Source organism: Pseudodesulfovibrio senegalensis (assembly GCF_008830225.1).
Taxonomy (GTDB): domain Bacteria; phylum Desulfobacterota; class Desulfovibrionia; order Desulfovibrionales; family Desulfovibrionaceae; genus Pseudodesulfovibrio; species Pseudodesulfovibrio senegalensis.
Genome location: NZ_WAIE01000009.1, coordinates 20172 through 41129 on the forward strand (window position 1 = coordinate 20172; position 20958 = coordinate 41129).

At 59.5% G+C, this 20958-nt stretch carries 20 protein-coding genes; 9 read left to right on the forward strand and 11 right to left on the reverse strand.

Features of this window, described 5'->3' with window-relative positions; all coding sequences use genetic code 11:
- The first annotated feature begins 10 nt into the window (after nt 1–10).
- A complete protein-coding gene (rnc, locus tag F8A88_RS14720) occupies nt 11–724 on the forward strand; it encodes a ribonuclease III (protein ID WP_151151942.1) in 714 nt (237 codons plus the stop codon).
- 49 nt (nt 725–773) lie between these two features.
- Here the strand turns inward: rnc and F8A88_RS14725 are convergent, their stop codons facing one another.
- The 7 genes from F8A88_RS14725 to F8A88_RS14750 form a co-directional block, all read right to left on the reverse strand.
- Nucleotides 774–1712 (reverse strand): flagellin N-terminal helical domain-containing protein, encoded by a 939-nt coding sequence (locus F8A88_RS14725; RefSeq protein WP_151151943.1) that lies wholly within the window; start codon nt 1710–1712, stop codon nt 774–776.
- 268 nt (nt 1713–1980) lie between these two features.
- Entirely contained in the window at nt 1981–2136 is a 156-nt protein-coding gene (locus F8A88_RS15800) for a hypothetical protein (protein WP_161598439.1), read from the reverse strand.
- 149 nt (nt 2137–2285) lie between these two features.
- Nucleotides 2286–3965, reverse strand: coding sequence for a flagellar hook protein FlgE (locus F8A88_RS14730; protein ID WP_151151944.1), 1680 nt, complete (start codon nt 3963–3965; stop codon nt 2286–2288).
- Nucleotides 3966–4131: 166 nt separating this feature from the next.
- A complete protein-coding gene (locus F8A88_RS14735; protein ID WP_151151945.1) occupies nt 4132–4875 on the reverse strand; it encodes a flagellar hook assembly protein FlgD in 744 nt (247 codons plus the stop codon).
- A 155-nt stretch (nt 4876–5030) separates the two neighbouring features.
- Nucleotides 5031–7022: a flagellar hook-length control protein FliK gene (locus F8A88_RS14740; RefSeq protein ID WP_151151946.1), complete on the reverse strand. Its 1992-nt coding sequence runs from the start codon at nt 7020–7022 to the stop codon at nt 5031–5033.
- A gap of 128 nt (nt 7023–7150) precedes the next feature.
- On the reverse strand, nt 7151–7537 hold the full coding sequence (locus F8A88_RS14745; protein WP_151151947.1) for a PilZ domain-containing protein: 387 nt from the start codon (nt 7535–7537) through the stop codon (nt 7151–7153).
- A 54-nt stretch (nt 7538–7591) separates the two neighbouring features.
- Entirely contained in the window at nt 7592–7816 is a 225-nt protein-coding gene (locus tag F8A88_RS14750; RefSeq protein ID WP_151151948.1) for a YgdI/YgdR family lipoprotein, read from the reverse strand.
- Between the two features lie 213 nt (nt 7817–8029).
- Between F8A88_RS14750 and F8A88_RS14755 the strand changes: the two genes are divergently transcribed.
- Nucleotides 8030–8749, forward strand: coding sequence for a hypothetical protein (locus F8A88_RS14755; protein ID WP_151151949.1), 720 nt, complete (start codon nt 8030–8032; stop codon nt 8747–8749).
- Between the two features lie 3 nt (nt 8750–8752).
- On the opposite strand, the gene uvrA is transcribed toward F8A88_RS14755, so the two are convergent.
- From uvrA to F8A88_RS14775, 4 genes are all read right to left on the reverse strand, one after another.
- Nucleotides 8753–11518, reverse strand: coding sequence for an excinuclease ABC subunit UvrA (gene uvrA, locus F8A88_RS14760; RefSeq protein ID WP_151151950.1), 2766 nt, complete (start codon nt 11516–11518; stop codon nt 8753–8755).
- Between the two features lie 159 nt (nt 11519–11677).
- Nucleotides 11678–12457: an ABC transporter permease gene (locus F8A88_RS14765; RefSeq protein WP_151151951.1), complete on the reverse strand. Its 780-nt coding sequence runs from the start codon at nt 12455–12457 to the stop codon at nt 11678–11680.
- Nucleotides 12454–13107, reverse strand: coding sequence for an ABC transporter ATP-binding protein (locus tag F8A88_RS14770; protein WP_151151952.1), 654 nt, complete (start codon nt 13105–13107; stop codon nt 12454–12456). The genes F8A88_RS14765 and F8A88_RS14770 overlap by 4 nt, the downstream gene beginning before the upstream one ends.
- Complete coding sequence (locus F8A88_RS14775) at nt 13104–13916, reverse strand: tetratricopeptide repeat protein (RefSeq protein WP_151151953.1); 813 nt, start codon at nt 13914–13916, stop codon at nt 13104–13106. The genes F8A88_RS14770 and F8A88_RS14775 overlap by 4 nt, the downstream gene beginning before the upstream one ends.
- A 307-nt stretch (nt 13917–14223) precedes the next feature.
- Between F8A88_RS14775 and F8A88_RS14780 the strand changes: the two genes are divergently transcribed.
- From F8A88_RS14780 to aroE, 7 genes are all read left to right on the forward strand, one after another.
- The gene (locus F8A88_RS14780; protein WP_194163294.1) at nt 14224–14787 is read left to right on the forward strand and encodes a helix-turn-helix domain-containing protein; all 564 of its coding nucleotides are present in this window, start codon (nt 14224–14226) and stop codon (nt 14785–14787) included.
- A 9-nt stretch (nt 14788–14796) separates the two neighbouring features.
- Nucleotides 14797–16443: an AMP-binding protein gene (locus F8A88_RS14785; protein WP_151151954.1), complete on the forward strand. Its 1647-nt coding sequence runs from the start codon at nt 14797–14799 to the stop codon at nt 16441–16443.
- A gap of 63 nt (nt 16444–16506) precedes the next feature.
- The gene (locus tag F8A88_RS14790; RefSeq protein ID WP_151151955.1) at nt 16507–17055 is read left to right on the forward strand and encodes a helix-turn-helix domain-containing protein; all 549 of its coding nucleotides are present in this window, start codon (nt 16507–16509) and stop codon (nt 17053–17055) included.
- 96 nt (nt 17056–17151) lie between these two features.
- Nucleotides 17152–18810, forward strand: a complete 1659-nt coding sequence (locus F8A88_RS14795) for an AMP-binding protein (RefSeq protein ID WP_151152010.1) — start codon at nt 17152–17154, stop codon at nt 18808–18810.
- Between the two features lie 249 nt (nt 18811–19059).
- Nucleotides 19060–19824 carry an enoyl-ACP reductase FabI gene (locus tag F8A88_RS14800; protein ID WP_151151956.1) on the forward strand — a complete coding sequence of 255 codons (765 nt, stop codon included), beginning with the start codon at nt 19060–19062 and terminating at the stop codon, nt 19822–19824.
- A 33-nt stretch (nt 19825–19857) separates the two neighbouring features.
- Nucleotides 19858–20193 (forward strand): hypothetical protein, encoded by a 336-nt coding sequence (locus F8A88_RS15890; protein WP_170283799.1) that lies wholly within the window; start codon nt 19858–19860, stop codon nt 20191–20193.
- Entirely contained in the window at nt 20162–20920 is a 759-nt protein-coding gene (gene aroE, locus F8A88_RS14805; RefSeq protein ID WP_241667480.1) for a shikimate dehydrogenase, read from the forward strand. The genes F8A88_RS15890 and aroE overlap by 32 nt, the downstream gene beginning before the upstream one ends.
- The last annotated feature ends 38 nt before the right edge of the window (nt 20921–20958 follow it).

Here is a 20958-nt window from a genome sequence, read left to right on the forward strand (position 1 = left end):
TGGAGAGTTTATGGACACCGTTGAACTAGAGCAATGTATTCACCATCGCTTTTCCCAAGTCAAGCTCCTGCATCTGGCGCTTACCCACAGCTCCTATGCCAATGAGCAGGGCTGCGAGGGCAATAACGAGCGTTTGGAGTTTCTCGGGGATGCTGTTTTGGAGTTGTGTATTTCCGAAGAGGCGTACAAACGGTATCCGCTCGTGCCCGAGGGGCATCTGACGCGAATCCGCTCCAATCTGGTCAAGGAAAAAAGTCTGGCGTCCATAGCCAGGGGCCTGGGGCTGGACCGTTATCTCCTGCTGGGACGGGGTGAAGACATGCAGGGCGGACGCGAACGCGATTCACTGCTTTCCGATGTGTTCGAGGCCGTGATCGGCGCTGTCTTTCTGGACAGCGGTTTTGAGAACGCCAAGCGCGTGGTGGCCGGAATCTTCAGCGACCGCTGGCCCGAGAACACGGTCATGCGCGAGGCCAAGGACTACAAGAGCCGCCTGCAGGAAGAGACCCAGCGACTGTTTCAGGCCCGGCCTGTGTATGTGCTGACCGGCACGGAAGGTCCGGAGCATGAAAAGGTGTTTGAAGTGCGGGTGACCCTGCCCGACGAATCCGGGTTTGAAGCCAGCGGCACCAGCGTGAAAAAAGCCGAGCAGAATGCGGCCAGAAAGGCCCTTGAACTGCTTGGAACCCAAAAGCCAGGACATCAGGAGCCGGATGGCGCTTGAGCGCCGATCCGGTTCCTGATGTCCCAAATCCCTTTCTTTCCCGTCAGCCCTAGCCGCCGATGAGCTGCATGGCCATACGCGGCAGGGAGTTGGCCTGCGCCAGCATGGCGACAGCGGATTGCGTCAGAATCTGCTGGCGGACGAATTCGGTCATTTCCGTGGCAACGTCCACGTCGGAAATGCGCGATTCCGCTGCCTGAAGGTTTTCTGCCTGAATCTGCAGGTTGGTAATGGTGTTTTCCAGCCTGTTCTGCAGCGAACCCAGGTTTGCGCGAATCTTGTCCTTGGAAATGATGGCCTGGTTGATGGCGTCCATGGCGGTCTGGGCCATTCCCTGCGTGGAAACGGTCTTGCCCGCGTTGGCCTGTGCAAAGCTCAGGGCCGAACCGTCTGCGGCCACCTTGGTGCCTGCGGCGTGCCCCAGTCCAAGGCCCGAAGCCGTGGCGGTCTGGATGGCGATGTAGTAGTAGTCCTCGGACGAATCGTTGCCGGTTCCGAAGTGGATCTTGATCGGTCCGCTGGGAGCCAGCACGGTGCCTTCGTGGTCGGATATCTGACCGGACAGGTTGCCGTTGAGCAGATAGATGCCGTTGAAGTCCGTGGAGTTGGCGATACGCGAAACTTCCGAGGCCATGGCCTGATATTCGGAGTCGATGATCAGACGCTGGTCGGAGTTGTACGTACCGGTCGCGGCCTGCATTGCCAGTTCCTTCATGCGCACGAGCTTTTCGTCGATGACCTGCAGAGCGCCGTCAGCGGTCTGGATCATGGAGATGGCGTCGTTTGCGTTGCGCACGCCCTGATGGATGGAAGAAATTTCCGAACGCATGAGTTCGCGAATGGCCAGACCTGCGGCGTCGTCCGCTGCCGTGCCCACGCGAAGGCCCGAAGACAGCCGCCGGGTAGACGTTGCCAGGCTGCCGTATGAGGCATTCAAGTTTCTGCTGGCATTCATTGCCATCATGTTGTGGTTGATTACGAGAGACATCAGTAAACCTCCTTGTTGATGCTACAAATCCATTTGGACTGTGTTAAGCATCATATGTGCCAATTAAGTTTTATTAATAAATATCAACGCAATATCTGTTTAAATAAAGTCTAGAAAAGAGGCGGGAACAAGGAGGATGGCCGTGTTTTTCCGCGTTGCGTCATAGGCTTGGCGCATGAACGAGAAAAATATTCCCAGGCGCGTCTGTGCGCGTGCGGCCCGTGGCGGCAGTCATTCAGGCCGCAGCGCGGAAAAGGTATTGCGGCGGTCAACGGCAGGCGGTGGCCGTACAGGCCGGGAAGTCCGGATCGCGGTTTGCAGGAGGCTGGTGCACGTTGCGATTCGCGAAATAGGCGTGTCGCCCACACAGGTATCCGGCAGTCGTCGTGCGCGGACGCCTGTGCACGTTGTTGGGATCAATCATTGAAGAAGCCCCCTGCCGGAAATATCCGGCAGGGGGCTTTTCTTTCGTGCTCCCACGCGGGGCGGCGTGGAAGCGGGCATTGGAGAAGGAGTCTTACATGTCAGGGTTTGTATTCAGCAAGCTCCATTCGGGTCATTTCAGTGCGCTACCTAGCGTTTCATGGCGATGACTTCGCCGAGCATGGAATCCGTCGAGGTGATCACCTTGGTGTTGGCCTGGAAGCCGCGCTGCGTGGTGATCATCTTCACGAACTCGTTGCCCATGTCCACATTGGACACTTCAAGCGAGTTGCCGTCCACGGTTCCCTTGCCCTGGTCTCCGGCCTGGCCGGTCAGGGCCGGTCCGGATTCGTTGGTGGCGGAGAACAGGTTCCCGCCCTCGCGGCGCAGGTGCCATTTGTCCGTGAAGGTAGCCAGGGTCAGCGAGTAGAGTTCAATGGACTGGCCGTTGGAATAGCGTCCCGTGAGGATGCCGTCGCGCGAAACCGAGACCCCCTGGAGCACACCTGCGGAGTAACCGTCCTGGTTCTGGAACAGGGTGGACGATCCGCCGGTGTCGTAGCTCTGGGTGGCCAGTGCGCTGATTTCCGTATCCTTGAAGGACGGCAGGATGCCGGTATTGGAAATGGTGTTGGCCACGTCGGCTGCCGTGAGTGCCAGGGGCGGGGTAACGGAACCCCATCCTGCGGTGACGCCGCCGGTGCCGTTGCTGGTCAGGTCGGTGCAGCGCAGGCCGAAGTTGATTTCCATGAGCGTGGCGTCGTCCTGAGCAGTGGAACTCGCATTGGAGCGGCCCAGGAAGTTGGCGGTCAGCACCGGATATCCCTGTGTGGAGAAATCCGCCAGCTGCCAGGATTCCAGGGCCATGGACCCGCCGTTCACGCCGCCGTTGGATTGCAGGGTGAAGGAACTCATGCCCACGAGCTGGCCGGTGCGGAATGTCATGGTTCCGGTCATGAGCAGACCGGCAGCCGAGGTCCCGGCCAGGGTGGTCAGGTTGCCGTCCGCGCCGGAGAGCCTGCGCTGGTCTTCTTCCGGATCGATGGTCACGATGTATTCCCATACAGTGTCGCCGCCCGCGTTGGACAGGGTCACCTGGTCGAAATACACGGTCATGTTGTGGGCCGCGCCCACGTCGTCGAAAACCTTGACGGTGCTTGAATAGGAATAGTTGCCGCCGGCCAGGGGCGGTTCCTCGGAGCCGTCCCAGTTCTGCATGAGCGCAAAGTAGGGTGCAGCTGAATTGTTGGACCGGCTGGTCATGGACGGGTCCAGGTTGGTGACCATGGACACCTGCGAGGTGGCCTTGGGCGGAGACTGGAAGTTTTCCAGCCGGATGTCCGTGGGCGTACCGATGATTCTGGGACCGCTGTTGCCGGTGTTCAGTTCCGTGCTGGTGGCTGTGGCCACGCTGGCCGAAGCCTGTTCCACTTCCCAGCCCTGCACGGGGTAGCCGTGGGGATCCACGAGGTAGCCGTCGTTGTCGAAGCGGAAGATGCCTGCGCGGGTGTAGTACTGCTGGTCGAGCCCCTTGGGCGAGACCGTGAAGAATCCGTCGCCCGAAATGGCCATGTCCGTGGATTCGGTGGTTGTTTCCAGCGAGCCCTGCCCGAAGTCGGCATAGATGGCCGCAACGCGCACGCCGCGTCCCACCTGTCCTATTCCGGCGGCCGTGGCCACGTCCTGGCTCACGAAGTCCTCGAAATACATGTTGGCGCCCTTGTAGCCGGTGGTGTTGACGTTGGCGAGGTTGTTGCCGATAACCGTCATCTTTTCACCGTGGGCGGTAAGTCCGGTGATTCCGGAGTATAATGATGATGACAAACCCATGATGTACCTCCTGATCTCTTCTCCAATTTGTGCCTGTCGTTCCGTTTTCCGGGAGCCGTTGTCGGCGTTCTCCCTTACCCCTAAGATGATGCGCCGGGCCGTTCCGGTCTTCGGGGCGACAAGCTGATTACCCTGATGCCTTGTATGTGCATGGCGGCTGTTGCCGCTAAGCGTCCGTATCTGTTTCGGAATCCGTGTCCGAATCCGTGTCGGATCCGGTATCGATTTCGTTGGTATTGACCACTTCGGTGACGTTGGCGAAGTTGATGTAGCGGCCGTCCTTGAGGCGCAGGTAGCTCTGGCCGTTTTCCTGCACGATGCCCGAGACTTCGCCCGAAACTTCCGTCTGGATCATGACCGGCTTGCCGTTGAGGTCTTCGCCGAGGATACCCACGCTGTAGGTTCCGTCCGGGAGCTGTGTGCCCTTGTCGTTGCGGCCGTCCCACTCGAACTCGTAGGTGCCGGGCTGCTTGGCTCCGATTTCCACGGTGCGGACAATGGCGCCGTCGCCGTCATAGATGTTGACCTTGACCCCGGCCACGGCTTCGCCCACGCCGTAATGAATGGTGCTGACCGTGCCGTCGTCGATGGCCACATTGTAGCCCTTGGCCTTGACGTTCTTGCCGATGAAGCTGACCGCATTGAGCATGTCCGTGCGGTTCTGGCCAGTGGCCAGGTTGCCGATGCCGTCGTTGATGCTGGTGAGCTGTTCAAGACTGGAGAATTGGGCGAGCTGGCCGGTCATGTCCGTGTCTTCCATGGGGTTCATGGGGTCCTGATGGGTGAGTTGGGCGACCAGCAGGGTCAGAAACGAATCCTGATCCATGTTTTTCTTTTGTGACGGAGCATTGGATTCGGCGAGGTACTGTTCATGTCCTCCCAAAATGTATCCTGCTGCTGAGTATGCCATGACCTTCTTCCCCAATGCGGATCCGTGTGGTGCCGGGATGTCGGCCATGTATGGCCGGTTGGTCCCCGGGGGACATGTGATCCGCTGTGTCAGTTTGAAAAAATGTTCGCCCGCCGGTCCCTAAACTCCGGCTGGCGGTGCCGCCGCATCCCTAATTATGCGACGACGTGTAAACCCTGATCGGCAGTATTTGCCGTTGTATTCATATTTTGCATGTTGCGGGCCAAGTTGCCGTCGGCGGAGCGAAGATTGCGCATTCTTTCCCGCATGCGGCTCATGGCTTCGCGTTCGCGGGCCAGGTTGTGCTGCTGTTCTCCGTGCCAGTTCTGCTGGGAACTGTTGTCGGCAAGACCGGTCTGAACGTCGAGCTTGTTGACCTTAAGACCCTGATTTTCAAGGCTTTGCTTCAGCATCTCGATGTTGTCGGAAATGACCTTGGCCGCATCGGCGTTTTCCGCGCGCAATGTGGCGTTCACTTCCTTGCCGTCCACCTGCAGGATGACCCGCACGGCACCCAGTTCCACGGGCTTGAGATTCAGGGTCAGCTGCTTTTTGCCCTGTCCGAGGTTCTTGAAGGCGGCATCGGTTACCTGCTTCATGACCTTGGGAGCGGAAATTTTTTCCCATGCGCTTTCGGCCTTGGCCTTGGCTTCCGTGCCGTGCCCGGCATGTTCGGCAATCAGGGTCCGGGCCGCATCGGCGGCCTTGTTGCCGGCCTTGACGCCCGAAGCGTCGCGCACAGCGGCTCCGTCGTCCCCGCGAAGCTTGTCGGTGAAAGCCTTTTTCGCGTTATCGGCGTTGTAGGCGTCTTTTTCCATGAAAGGCTGGTTGGAGCCGGGATCGCGTTGTGCGGACTGCCGTGCCGGGTTCATGGATTGGCCCGCGGGATTGTCCTTCTGTCCGTTTGCGGACTGCTGGCGACCGTTGTCATTTTGTTGTTGCCGGTCATTGACAGCCTGCTGTCCGGCTGCTTCGCCTTGGTCCTTGGCGACCTGGCGCACGGTCTGTCCCGGGTTTTCGCCCGCAGCCTTGCTGTTCTGCGTCTCGGCAGCCGCCTGTGCCACGGGGTTTTCAGCGTGTTTGGCTCCATGCCGAGCATGGGCATTTTCATTGCGGACGTTCCGGGTTTCGGCTTCGGCCATGAGCGTGCGTGCTTCGTTGGCCACCCGTTCCCAGAGGTCGGACGTTCCGCCGGTTTCAGCTGCTGCCGAGGATTCGCGCAGTTCCTTGCCCATGACCTTGGAAAGCGTCTTGCCCACGGCCCGGACCAGCTTGGCGTTCTTTGCTTCGTTGTCGGCCATGTCCTGGCGAATCAGTGAAAAGGCTTCCTTGACGTCCTTGGGCAGGGCTTCCTTGCCCAGCAGCTTCTTGATGTCCGCGGTGAATTCCTCGGACGCGTTCACTGCCGCGGCAAAGGATTCCACCTCGCCCTTGGTGAGCAGAAGCTTCTTGTTTTCGGGCAGGGTCTCCAGCTTTTGGGCAATGGCCTGCATGGCCTCGGAGCCTTCACCGTTCATGAATTGCTTCATGAGCTTGGCGGATTCCTTTTCGGTGAAGCCGAGCTTGCCCAGGAAGGATGCGAGTTCCTTTTGCTGATCGTCGGAAAGTTCGACCTTGCTGTTTTCCTTGATCCTGTTTTCAAGCTGCTGCGTGAATTCGCCCCAGGTCAGGCCTTCTTCACTGTTGATCTGTTCTTCGATTTCCTGAATTTCGGATTCGCTCAGCCCGTATTCTTCAAGGTCGTCACGCATTTCCTCAAGGTCATCCTCGGTCATGCGTTCGTCTTCGGGAGCGGTTTCGGGTTCTTCATGCACGGACTTTTCCGCGGGTTCGAGAGGTTCCGCGGTTTTGGGCGTGGAGTTGGAAGCGACTTCCGGTGCGGCCTCGTGCATGTGGGAATCCGTGGAGACCGGAGCCGTGGCCAGTTCCTTGTCCACGAGCGCATCGTGCTGTTCGAATATCTCGTCAAACAGTTCGTCCCGGTGGGCCTTGTTCAGGTCCGCTTCGGGCGCTTGCTGGTTCGACTGCTTTTCGACCAGTTCCGAGAACGTATCCTTGGCGTCGCGAGCATCACCGGCCACTTTCTTGGCCAGTTTCGGGGCGCTTTGCGGAAAATTCATGTCCTCGAGATACGGAATGTTTTGCATGGTAGACTCCTTGGCTCTGTTTTATTCAAAGGTCGTGCCAAAGAAATCTTTATGTATCTTGAGTTGTTAGCGGTAGTGTGGGGAGGGAAGTATTTGCCTGGGGCGTTTTTTCGGGCGCAGCGCCCGGGTCAGGACGAGCGGCCGCGCAGCTCGTTTTCAATGCGGTCCGCGTCCCGGGCATTGAGTTCCACCATGCGTCGCAGGTGGGTGAAGCTTTCCGGCCCCATGGACCGGAAGCGGATGGCGGTTCCCTGCTCGGTGGTGCGGACTATTTCGCCCTCGATGGCAATGCGTACGCCCGAAGCCAGCGGGATGATCAGCGAGCAGGCAAGGCCGGATTCAAAGGTTTCCAGCCCGCGGCACAGGGCGCCGTTCATGCTCAGGTTGCTGGTGACCACGGGCGTGACCACGCCGTCCGCCTCGATGAAGGCCTCGATGCCCATGTGCACGCGGCTGCGCTTGCGGTGTTCCGGGCGGAGCCGTTTGCGAATGCTGTCGAACCATTTGCGTATCATGGCGGTATCGTATCATGGGGCGGCCGTGGCCGCCCATTAGATTTCGTTACAACTCTATTTCACTTCTTCGATGACCTTGAGGTCTTCGCGCTTGATGGTCACGGCCATGCCTTTTTCGTTTTCAAAGGAATAGGTCTGGGACTTCTTATCGTATTCGGGCTGCTCGCTCGTGGTGTAGACGTCGCCGTCCGTGGTTTTCACCTGATAGGATTTGGAGCCGCATCCGGTTGCCGCCAACAGGAACAGGCACAGGAGCAGGGTCGTGCACAGGGTTTTCATGATGCCTCCGAAAAAGGTTGTTTGTATATGCCCTGTTCATACGGCGTTTTTCGCCCTGTGCGCAACATGTTTAGACGCTGTTTCAATCCTGCTTGAGGAACCGTCCGGTCGGTTTTTTGGGCATGGCGGCTTTTCTTTGTATGAGAATATGGTATAGCTTGGCCTATGAAGTCTCGCCGGGGCGGGCTGCTAGTATAAACGGAGGAAGCCGTCATGACCTCGAGTGAATCCGTATGGGATTTGTATAACAAGTTTCGGGACGTTCGTTTCAGCAAGAAGGTGTATACGGCCATCAGGACCAAATACGAGCGCAGGGATCGGTTTATTCAGATATTCATGCTCGTGGCGGCTCCGTCGTCCGCTGTTTCCGGCTGGTTCATCTGGCAGTCCCCTTTGGGAAAATATGCCTGGGTGCTGACCAGCGGGCTGGCGTCGATCGCTGCCGCCGTGCATCCTCTTCTGGGTATGCAGGCCAAGATTAGGGCGAGTCACGGTCTGGTCGTTCAGTACATGGAATATGAGGAGGATCTGGACCGCATCATCCGTTCCGTGCGTTCCACCGGGAGATACACGGAAAAACACGCTGCCGAACTGGAGTCGTGCATAGACAGACGGCGCTGCCTTTGCGACTGCGAGGCGGGATTCAGCCCCGGAAAGCGTTTGCGGGACCAGTGTTTCGCACAGGTTTGCCAAGAACTGCCCCCGGACGTCTTTTTTGTTCCGGTCATGGCCGGGGAGGACGGGGATTCTCCTGCTGAACAGCCAGAACCCCCACGGGAAAAGCCTGAGCCGCCCCGGAAAAAACCCGCAGTGCCACAGCCCGTGCCGCCGTTGTTTCCGCCGCCGGGAGAAGTTCCAGGGATTACGCCGCCTTCTCCGTGGCCCGGAAAACCGGGCAAGGTGGATACGCCCGGTCCGTGGCCTCGAAAATAGCGGTTAGGTGTTGAGGAACCGGCCGGTCACGGAGTTCGGGTCGGCCAGAATCTGTTCTGGGGTGCCCGAGGCCACGATCTCGCCGCCGTGCTCGCCGCCGCCCGGTCCGAGGTCGATGACGTGGTCCGAGCTCATGATCACGTCCGTGTTGTGCTCGATGACCACCACCGTGGCACCCTTGTCCACAAGCTGATGCAGCACGCGGATGAGCTTGCCCACCTCGTGCATGTGCAGGCCGGTGGTGGGTTCGTCCAGAATGTAGAGCGCGCCGGGCAGGCTGCGTTTGCCCAGTTCCCGGCTGATCTTGATGCGCTGGGCCTCGCCGCCCGAGAGCGTGGTGGCGGGCTGGCCGAGGTGCAGGTATTCCAGCCCCACCTGTTCCAGCACGGTCAGCCTGCGGGCAAGGCCCGGGTGGTGCTCGAAGAACGCCTTGGCCTGCCGCACGGTCATGTCCAGCACTTCGGCGATGTTCTTTTCACGGTAGGTCACTTCAAGGGTCTGGGCGTTGTAGCGTTTGCCCTTGCAGGTGTCGCAGGTCACGTACACGTCCGGCAGAAAGTGCATTTCGATCTTGATCTGGCCGTCGCCCCGGCAGGCCTCGCAGCGGCCGCCCTTGACGTTGAAGCTGAACCGGCCCGGCTTGTAGCCGCGCTTTTTGCCTTCCTTGGAACCCGCGAACAGCTTGCGGATTTCATCGAATATCTTGGTGTAGGTGGCCGGGTTGGAACGCGGGGTGCGGCCGATGGGCGTCTGGTCGATGGAGATGACCTTTTCCACCTGTTCCAGCCCCTCGATGCCGCCGATGGTGCCGGGGTTGTCGGCCCGCGTGCCCATGTGCAGTTGCAGGTGCTTGTACAGCGAATCCACCACCAGCGAGCTCTTGCCCGACCCGGAAACACCGGTCACGCAGGTGAGCACGCCCAGCGGAATGTCCACGTCCATGCCCTTGAGGTTGTTGGTGGTCACGTTCTTGAGCGAGATGTGCCCGGTGGCCGTGCGCCGCTCTGTGGGGATGTCGATGCGCATGTCCCCGCGCAAATATTTGCCGGTCAGCGAATCGGATTTGAGCAGTTTTTTCACTGGCCCCTGAAACACGATTTCACCGCCCAGCATGCCGGAGTTCGGCCCCAGTTCGATGACGTGGTCCGCGTGGCGGATGGTGGGTTCGTCGTGCTCCACGACCAATACGGTGTTGCCCCGGCCCTGTAGCGAGCGCAGGGTCTGGAGCAGGCGTTCGTTGTCCCGCGGGTGCAGGCCGATGCTGGGTTCGTCCAGCACGTAGGTCACGCCCACCAGCCCGGAGCCGAGCTGCGACGCCAGACGGATGCGCTGTGCCTCGCCGCCCGAGAGCGTGGCCATGTTGCGGCCGAGGTTGATATAGTCCAACCCCACGTTGACCATGAAGCCCAGCCGATGGGTCAACTCCTTGAGCAGCGGTTCGGCGATCAGGGTCTCGTGGCCCGTGAATTCCAGCGTTTCCAGCCAACCCAGCGCACGGCGGATGGACATGGACACGAATTCGAAAATATTCTTGTCCTGCACGCGCACGGCCAGTGTCTCCGGGCGCAGGCGCGCACCCGCGCAGGTGGGGCAGGGCCGGGTCTGGCGGAAGGTGCTCAGCCAGTGATCCCACACGTCCGACTGCTGAAATCCGTATTCGAGAATGGGGATCACGCCCTGCCATCCGGTCTTGTCACAGCCGAAGAACAGGGCGTCCCACGCCTGTTCGGAATACTCGGCCAGGGGCGTGTCCAGCGTGAATCCGTACTCCTTGCCCAGCGTGGCCAGTTGCGGGCCGTATTGCTTCTGGCGGTAGGCGGATTTCCACGGGATGATGCCGCCCCTGTTCAGGGAAAGTCCCTTGTTCGGGGCCACCAGATCCGGCTCGAAATAGTCCACGGCCCCGATGCCCTTGCATTGCGAGCAGGCACCCTGCGGGCTGTTGAACGAAAAGAGCTGCGGGGTGAGCCTCGGCATGGAAATGCGGCAGGACGGGCAGGTGGACAGGGTGCTCATGGCCCGTTCCGTTCCGTTTTCGCCCATGGTCACCACGGTGATGCGTTCCTCGCCGTATTTTAGGGCCAGCTCCACGGAATCCCCGAGCCGCTTGCGCACGCCGTCCTTGATGACCAGCCGGTCCACCACCAGCTCGACGGTGTGTTTCTTGTTTTTTTCAAGGTCTGGTACGTCGTCCACGAGCATGATCTCGCCATCCACGCGCACACGCACGAAGCCGTCCTTTTTGAGCCGGGCCAGCAGGTCCTTGTGGGTTCCCTTCTGGTGCTCGGCCATGGGAGCCAGCAGCATGAATTTGGTGCCCTGCTCCATGGACAGGATGTCGTCGATGATGCGGTCCGTGGTTTGGGCCTCGATGGCCAGGCCGCACTTGGGGCAATGGAATTTGCCCAGCCGGGCAAAGAATACGCGCAGAAAGTCGTAGATTTCCGTGACCGTGCCCACGGTGGAGCGCGGGTTGCGCGAGGTGGTCTGCTGTTCCAGAGAAATGGCCGGGGAAAGCCCTTCCACCCTGTCCACCTGCGGTTTGTCCATCTGCGGCAGGAACTGGCGGGCATAGGCGGAAAGCGATTCCACGTAGCGTCGCTGGCCTTCGGCATAGACGATGTCGAACGCCAGCGTGGACTTGCCCGAACCGGACGGGCCGCAGACAACCACCAGTTGTTCCCGGGGGATGTCCAGGGTCAGGTCCTTGAGGTTGTGGTGGCGGGCGCCTTCTATATGGATACAGTTGTCGGATGTGTTTTTGTTCATCGCTTGATGATAATCATTCTTAAAAAGTTGGCAAGTCAAATTCGTGCGTCCCAACCCGCAGCATGGGTTTTCATCTGTCGTGCTCTGAATGGCATGGTCTGCGGTTCATTGCCTGACGATTTGCATCATGGAGGGGTGCGAAGCGTTCGGGAATGGAGGCTAGCGCACCAGCAATTCCTGAGCCTTGCCAAAGCAGCGGTTGCGCACCAGCCGGACCACGATGACCGAACCCACGGCCACCGAGGCCACGAGCATGAGCATGACCACGATCTGGTAGCGGATGGACACCAGCGGGTCGGCTCCGGCCAGAATCTGGCCGGTCATCATGCCGGGCAGGAACACGATGCCCACGCCCATGAGCGAGTTGATGGACGGAATCATGCCCGCGCGGATGGCCTCGGCAACGAATCCGTCGGAGGCCTCGGCGGGCGTGGCCCCCAGCGCGAGCCGCATTTCCACTTCGTTGCGATGGGCCTTGAGGTCCGAGAAGAGTCTTTCCAGAGAAATGGCTATGGCCGTCATGGCGTTGCCCACGATCATTCCGGCCAGCGGAATGAAATATTGCGGTTTCCACCACGGGTCCGCGTCCACGATCACGCCCGTGACCACCACGGACATGGCGAAATAGCTGACGAACATGGCTGTGAACGTGGGCAGGGCGATGGGGATGTTCTTTTGCTTGATCCTGCCCCGGATGATGTGCGTGGCCGCGCCCACCATGATCAGGAACAGGCCGATGACCGGGGCGGCCATGTCCAGCCGGAACACGAACTTGAGCACATAGCCCATGAGGAAAAGCTGGGCAAAGGTGCGCACCGTGCCCACGAGCAGGTCGCGCCCCAGCCCGAGGCCATGGGCCATGGACGCGGCTCCGGCCGTGAGCGTGAATACGAGGCACAGGGCCAGTTGCCATGGGCCGATGTCTGCGATGCCGTTCATGCGAGCACCGCCTTTCGGTCGGCAAGGGTGATGGTGCCGGTGATGCCGTGCGGCACGGTTTCGGAATGGGAGACCAGTATCACGGTCGTGCCCTTGTCATGCTGTTTGCGCGCTGCGTCGAGCACCACGCTGGCACTGTCCGGGTCCAGTGCCGAGGTGGGTTCGTCCATGAGCAGCACCTCGGGCGAGAGCAACAGGGTGCGCAGCAGGCAGACGCGTTGGGCCTGCCCCACGGAAAGGTCGGCCGCATTGTGGCCCAGGTCCACGGATTCCAGCAGAAAATCGTCCATGGCCGCACGCATGGTCGCCTCGTCCGGCACGGGCAGGTCCGCATTGGCCTTGAGCCGGTAGGGGAGCAGCAGGTTGTCGCGCACCGCGCCTTGAATCAGGGTCGGGGTCTGTTGCACATGGGCCACGCGGCGACGCAGGATTGTGGGGTCGATGTCTTCGTAGGGCGTTTCGTCAAGGCTCAAATGGCCGGAAACAGGCAGCTCCATTCGACAGAGCAGGCGCAGCAGCGTGGATTTGCCCGCGCCGGACGCTCCGCGGACCAGCAGGAATTGACCCGTGTCGATGGTCAGGTCCGCGTTTTCCAGCACCGGGTGCGCATCCGGATAGGCAAAGGTCACGGCGTGCAGACGCAGGGTCATGTGGCCTCGGCGTCATTCAGGTACTCAAGGAATTTATTGGCTTCTTCGAAGTTCGGATTCAGGGTCAGGGCTTCCTGAAGCTGTTTTACGCACTGGTCCTTTTCACCTTTGCCGAAATAGGCGCGGGCCATGTTGTAGTGCAGGTTCTCGTCCGGTTTCTCCGCGGTGTCGATGGCCTTGCCGTAGTATTCGATGGCCTGATCGAAGAGGTTGGATTTACGCAGGTTGATGCCGAATTCGTTGAACAGGTGCTTGTGTTCCGGGGTAAAGGCGGCTTCCAGCCCCACCAGCCGTTTGAACATGTCGTTGGCCTTGTTGGCTTCGCCCCGTTCCATGTAGGTCAGTCCCAGTCCGAAGTTGGCGCGCACGTTCTCCTCGTCCACGGAAAGGGCCTGCTGGAATTCGAATTCCGCACTGTAGTGCGCGCCCTGCTTGCGCTGTTCCTCGGCGCGTTTGAGCGAGGAATTCAGCTCCTTGATCTTGGGGAAGACCTCTTTCTGGTAATATTCGGGTTCCGGGTTGAACTTGGCGATGAGGTCCTCGCGCGGGATTTCGTTTTTTGGTCCGGACGGGATATTGTTTACATTCAGGGGCTGAACCTCGACGATGCCGTCCTCGCGTTCCTGGCAGAACCAGTAGGTCTTGCTCACGGTCTTGCGCGTGGTGGTGCCCGTGCCCACCTTGTCCACCTGTTGCGAGGAGAACAGACCGGAAATCAGCGTGCGGTTTACTGTTTCGGGCACGGCAAAGCTGTCCTGTTCCTGTTCAAGATTGACGGAGCCGTCTTTTTCCACGTTTTCACTGGTCATGGAATCATTCCGGTAAGATATGAATTGGTTTGGTTCGGATTAAAATATCAAGTCTTTTCATAACACTGGCCAGGAGCAGTTTGCAACCGCTGTTCGGTTACATTGCGGTGATTACGTTTTGCGTATTTGACTTCGGATTTCGTGACTTTTGGGCCGGGTTCGGGTACATGCCAAAGGTCGAGAGAGGTGAAAAGGGGGGTGAAACCGCCATTCAGCATGCTCATTTGTCGTGCTGTGGCGTTTTTTCGCATCCCGCAATAGTGCAGCCCGCCCCGACTGGTTCGGGCAAAGAATGGAGGACGCATTGATGCAGGACAAGATTGGCAAACGGATCAGGACTTTCAGGGAAAAGCAGGATCTTACGCTCGAAGCCATGGCCGAACGCACTGGCCTGGGAATCGATTTTCTCAAGGCGGTGGAAGAGGAGGGCATGTATCCTTCCCTCGGACCGCTACTCAAGATCGCACGCGCCCTAGGAGTCCGTCTGGGGACGTTCCTGGACGATCAGGTCTCCCGCGATCCGCTTGTGGTCCGTCTTGACGAGCGTCAGGAAGAGCTGACCATGCACGGCGGCGACCATGCTGCCGCGTTTCGCTATTTTCCGCTGGGACAGGGCAAGTCCGACCGCCACATGGAACCCTTCTTCATCGAGATTCTGCCCGAATCCGGCAAGGACAAGAGCCTTTCCTCCCATGAGGGCGAGGAATTCATCCTGGTCAAGTCCGGACAGTTGTCCGTGACCTATGGCAGGGAAGAGACCATCCTCGAGGCAGGCGACAGCATCTACTACAACTCCATAGTACCGCACAACGTCTCCGCAGCCGGGGATGAAAAATGTGAAATATACGCGGTGCTCTACTTCCCGGAATAAGGGGGGAGCATGGCAGAATCAGCACTCAGAAACGTTACGCTCGGCCAGATTCTGGACGAGACCGTTCAGAAATATCCGGACAATGACGCGGTCATTTACGTGGACCGCGACTTCAGGCTCACCTGGTCCCAATTCGGCGAACTGGTGGACGACCTGGCCAAGGGGCTCATGGCGATGGGCATCAAGAAAGGCGAGAAGGTGGCCGTTTGGGCCAACAACGTGCCTTACTGGGTGGCCCTGCAGTTTGCCACGGCCAAGATCGGGGCCGTGCTGCTCACGGTCAACACCCATTACCGCACCCACGAGCTTGAATATCTGCTCAACAACTCGGAATCCGAAAACCTCGTCATCATCGGGGAATACCGCGACCACGACTACCTGAGCACCACCTACGAACTCATTCCGGAGCTGCGGACTCAGGAGCGGGGCAACCTGCGTTGTCCCAAGTTCCCGCACCTCAGGCGGGTCTTTTTCCTCGGTGCGGAAAAACACCGGGGCATGTACTCCATGCCCGAGGTCATGGGCATGTCCGCCATGGTGGACGACGACGAATACGCTGCCCGGCAGGATTCGCTGGACCCGCACGACGTGGTCAACATGCAGTACACCTCCGGAACCACCGGGTTCCCCAAAGGCGTGCAGCTGACCCATTACAACGTGGGCAACAACGGCTATTGGATCGGCAGGAACATGAACTATTCCGCCGACGACAGGCTCTGTCTGACCGTGCCGCTGTTCCATTGCTTCGGCTGCGTGCTCGGGGTGATGGCCTGCGTGAACCACGGCACCGCCATGGTCATTCTCGAGGATTTCGATCCCATGCAGGTCATGATTGCCGTGGAGGAGGAGCGCTGCACATCCCTGTACGGCGTGCCCACCATGTTCATCGCCATCCTGCAGCACAAGGCCTTTGACAAGTTCGACTTCTCTTCCCTGCGCACCGGCATCATGGCCGGTTCGCCATGCCCGGTGGAGGTCATGAAGCAGGTCATCGACCAGATGCACATGCCCGAGATCACCATCTGCTACGGCCTGACCGAGGCCAGCCCGGTCATGAGCCAGACCCTGATCGGCGACAGCATGAAGCACATGACCGAATCCGTGGGGCCGCCCATGCCCGAGATCGAGGTGCGCGTGGTGGACCCGGAAACCGGCAAGGAGTGCGCTCCGGGCGAGCAGGGCGAGGTTTGCTGCCGGGGCTACAACGTCATGAAGGGCTACTACAATAATCCCGAGGCCACCAAGGCGGCCATCGACGGGGACAACTGGCTGCATTCCGGCGATCTGGGGGTCATGGACGAAGACGGCTACCTGTCCATTACCGGCCGGCTCAAGGACATGATCATCCGCGGCGGCGAGAATATCTATCCCCGCGAGATCGAGGAGTTCCTGTACACCATGCCCGGCGTGCAGGACGTGCAGGTGGCCGGCGTGCCCAGCGGTCGTTTCGGCGAGGAAGTGGGTGCGTTCATCATCCTTGAGGAAGGGCAGGACATTCAGCCCGAAGACGTCAAGGACTATTGCCGGGGCAAGATCGCCCGCTACAAGATCCCGAAATACGTGGCCATGATGGAGGCATACCCCATGACGGCCAGCGGCAAGATTCAGAAATACAAGTTGCGCGAAATGGCCGGGGAAATGTTCCCGGACGCATAGATTCCGTTTCGGGCGGGCCGGGGCATGAACCCTGTCCGCCCGTTTCAACCACAAGGAGTGATCATGGAGCAGTACAAGGACATTGCTCCGAGGTTGGCAGGACTCAGGGACGACATGGGCTGGACCGCCGAGGAAATGGCGGAAAAGCTTGATCGCAGCGTCGAGGATGTCCAGCGGTTCGAACACGGGGAAGTGGAAATCCCCGTGGGCTATCTGCTGGATGTTTCGCGTCTGTGCAAGGTGGACCTGACCACGCTGATTTCGGGGCGCGAACCCCATCTCAAATCGTATGCGCTGGTGCGCAAGGGTGAAGGCTTTGCCGTGGACCGCAGGAAGGACTACGACTACAAGAGCTTGGGCTACAAGTTCGCGGGCCGCGAAATGGAACCGTTTTTCATCAGCGTTCCGCCCAAGTCCGGCGAGGAAATGGCCGAGACCAGCCACAAGGGACAGGAATTCATCTACATGCTCGAAGGCAGGCTGGAACTGCGTATCAACGGCGAACCCCTGATTCTGGAGCCGGGTGACAGCGTGTATTTCAACTCCGAATCTCCCCACGCCCTGCGCGGCCTGGACGGCAAGCAGGCTGTATTCATCGACGTGATTCTATAGGGCTGGCCGCCTTTCACGGTCTGCCCGCTCCAAACGACAGGACCCATTGGAGAAGCTACCACGGACAACCCTTTCCGAATCACGGAGACGACTATGATGAAAAAACAGGAATTCACGTCCTACGAGGACTTTGCCGCCAACTATAAACTCGAGGTTCCCGAGAACTTCAACTTTTCTTTCGACGTGCTGGACAAACTGGCCGAGGACCCGGGCAGGCTGGCCATGGTTCACCTCGGTCCGGACGGAGAACGCCGGGAGTATACCTTCGGATATTTCAAGGAGCAGTCCTGCCGCCTTGCCAACGCGCTGGAATCGCGGGGCATGAAAAAAGGCGACCGGGTCATGCTCATCCTGTACCGCCGGGTGGAGTTCTGGACTGCCATGCTGGCCCTGCACCGCATCGGGGCCGTGCCCATTCCCTCGCCCTCGCTGCTCACGGAAAAGGACATCCGCGAGCGTGTCAATTACGCCAACATTACCGGCATCATTTGTGAAGATTCCATTGTGGAGCGCGTGGAAGCGGCCCGCAAGGACTGCCCCGGACTGCGCACGCTGGTGCAGGTGGACGGGCAGGGCGCGCCCGAAGGCTGGGAGCGTTGGGACGCCGTGCTCACGGACGGATACATGGATTATCCGCGTCCGGAAAACGCGCCGGGCGGCGACGATCCGCTGCTGATCTTCTTTTCCTCGGGAACAACCGGCATGCCCAAGATGGTGCTGCACAACCACACCTATCCCTTCAGCCACTACACAACCGCCGCCTACTGGCACGATCTGGAGCCGGGCGACGTGCATCTGACCCTTTCCGACACGGGCTGGGGCAAGTGCGTGTGGGGCAAGTTCTACGGCCAGTGGATGGCCGGTGCCGTGATCTTTGTCTGGGACTTCCGGGGCAAGTTCGTGCCTTCGGAGCTGTTGCAGATCATCGCGGACAACAAGCTGACAACGTTCTGCGCGCCGCCCACGGTGTACCGTTTTCTGGTGCGCGAGGACCTCAAGGGCTACAACCTTTCGCACCTGCGCCATTGCACCACGGCGGGCGAACTGCTCAACGATTCCGTGTTTCATGCCTGGCGGGAAGCCACGGGCCTGCCCATTTACGAGGGCTACGGACAGACCGAAACCACCCTGCAGGTGGCCACATTCAAGTTCATGGAGCCCAAGCCTTCGTCCATTGGCCGTCCGGTGCCGGGTTGGGAAATCGCGCTTCTGGGCGATGACGGCCAACCTGTTCCGCGCGGCGAAGAGGGCGAAATTTGCATCAAGATGCACACGGAGCACGGCAACAACGGCGTGCACGGCCTGTTCGACAGCTACATGGATGAGCCGGAAAAAACCGCCGGAGTGAAGGTCAACGGCTATTACCATACTGGTGACAAGGTCTGGGAAGACGAGGAAGGATACTTCTGGTTCATGGGCCGTACCGACGACCTGATCAAGAGTTCGGGCTACCGCATCGGACCCTTTGAGGTGGAATCCGCACTGGTGTCCCACGACGCCGTGGTGGAAGCCGCGGTCACAGGCGTGCCGGACCCGGTGCGTGGGCAGGCGGTCAAGGCCACCATCGTTCTCGGCCCGACCTATGAGCCATCCGAAGACCTGATCAAGGAGTTGCAGAATCACGTCAAGACGATCACGGCTCCGTACAAGTATCCGCGCGTGATCGAGTTCGTTGACGAGTTGCCCAAGACCATTTCGGGCAAGATCAAGCGCGCGGAAATCCGCACCGAAGACTCCAAAAAGTATTCTGCCTAGCAAAAAAAAAGAGCGTTAACCACGGGCGCGGCATTCCTGTTCTTGCGGAATGCCGCGCCTTTTTTGATTTGAAAACATCGTCCGCATGGTTTTCAGGCTGTGTCCGAACGTGTTGTTTTGCTTTCTTTTCCATGTGGTTTTTTCCGCGGATTGCCAGCCGCGAGGAATCTGGTATGCTGGGCCGCGCCGGGTGTGGCGCGCACTGTTGCGCAAGCCGTCAGCCCGGACCATCCCATCAAGGAGATACATATGCTTTTGAAAGGAAAAAAAGCTCTCATATTCGGCGTTGTGAACGACAGGAGCATTGCCTACGGCATTGCCAAGCAGTTCAGCGAACAGGGCGCGCGGCTTGCTTTCAGCTATGCCGCGGACCCCATTGCCAAGCGGCTCGCGCCCATCAGCGAGAATCTTGGCGGCGAGTTCATGTACAAGTGCGACGTGACCTCGGACGAGGACATTGCCGCAGGGGCCGACCTGGTGCGGGAACAATGGGGCGACGTGGACGTGATCGTCCATTCCATCGCCTATGCCAACCGTGAAGATCTCAAGGGCCGGTTCATCGATACCAGCCGCGAAGGCTACAAGGTGGCCCTGGACGTTTCCTCGTTTTCACTGGTGGCCCTGTGCCGCGCATACGAGGAAATGCTGACCCCGGGCGCATCCGTGCTCACGCTCAGTTACTACGGTGCGGGCAAGGTGGTGGCCAACTACAACGCCATGGGCGTTGCCAAGGCCGCGCTGGAAGCCTGCGTGCGCTATCTGGCCGTGGACCTCGGAGAAAAGGGCGTGCGCATCAACGCCATCAGCGCCGGGCCGGTCAAGACCATGGCCGCCAGCGCCATCGGCGGGTTCAAGACCATTCTCTCCAAGATCGAGGAACGTGCGCCCCTGCACCGCAACATCACCACCGACGACGTGGGCAAATGCGCACTGTATCTGGCCTCGGACCTGTCTTCCGGCACCACCGGCGACGTGGTGTTCGTGGATTCCGGATACAACATCATGGGTGTGTAGGCTCCCTTCGGGAGGAGCAGGGGAGCAGTCGCCGTGGAACTTTCGTTCATGGTGGTCTGTCCCGGTATTTTGTCTCTTGGCCATCTCTTCCCATTTGTTTTCAAACGCATTAGCCTGTCAAATGTGAGCACGGTTTGCAGCGCAAACCGTGCTCACCGCCAAAAGGTTTTGGAGATTCCAAAGAACCTTTTTCCCAAAAGGTTCTTTGGCCGCCGGAGGCAAAAAAAACGCCCCGCACCTGTTCAAAAAACGGTAAGATTGCCGTCTGAAAATGCAAAAAAACAGGACCGACATGACGCAAAAAATGGGAATTATCGGCTGGCCTTTGGGTCATACAATGAGTCCGACGCTGCACAATTTCCTGTTTGAACGGCACGGACTGGACGCAAAATACGAGGTCTGGCCCACGCAGCCGGAGGAGCTTGAAGCCTTTGTTTCGCGGGTTCGCGAGGAAAAAATACAGGGCGTGAGCGTGACCATTCCGCACAAGCAGGCGGTCATGAAGCATCTGGACGGCATGTCGTTTCGCGCCAAAAGCGTGGGCGCAGTGAACACGCTTTTCTGGGAAGACGGGCAGCTTTTCGGAGAAAATACGGACGTGACCGGACTGATCGCGCCGCTGCGTGCGCTGCAAAAACAGCCGGAAACTGCATTGGTTCTGGGCGCCGGCGGTGCGGCGCGGGCTGCCGTTGCCGGGTTGAACGAACTGGAAATCGAGTCCGTTTTCATTGCCAACCGCACCCGGTCCAAGGCCGAAACCATAGCGCACGACCTTGCCGCACGGGTGGTTGACTGGGAAAAACGGCAGACGACTACGCCGGATCTGATCATCAACACCACGCCGCTGGGCATGGCCGGAGACATGCAGGACATGACGCCGTGGCCCGGAGAATTTCCGTCCGGATGCGTTGTTTACGACATCGTGTACAATCCGTTGCGCACCCGTTTGCTGCGTGAAGCCGAGCAATCCGGGTGTCTGATCATCGAGGGACTGGAAATGTTTTTGCAACAGGGGCTGGCCCAGTTCCGGCTCTGGACCGGGCAGGAACCGGATCCGGACACGGCCCGGGAATTGTTGCGCTCGGCGCTGGGGTGATGGCGGCAGGTCGCGGGTGCGGACGCCTACACCTTGCC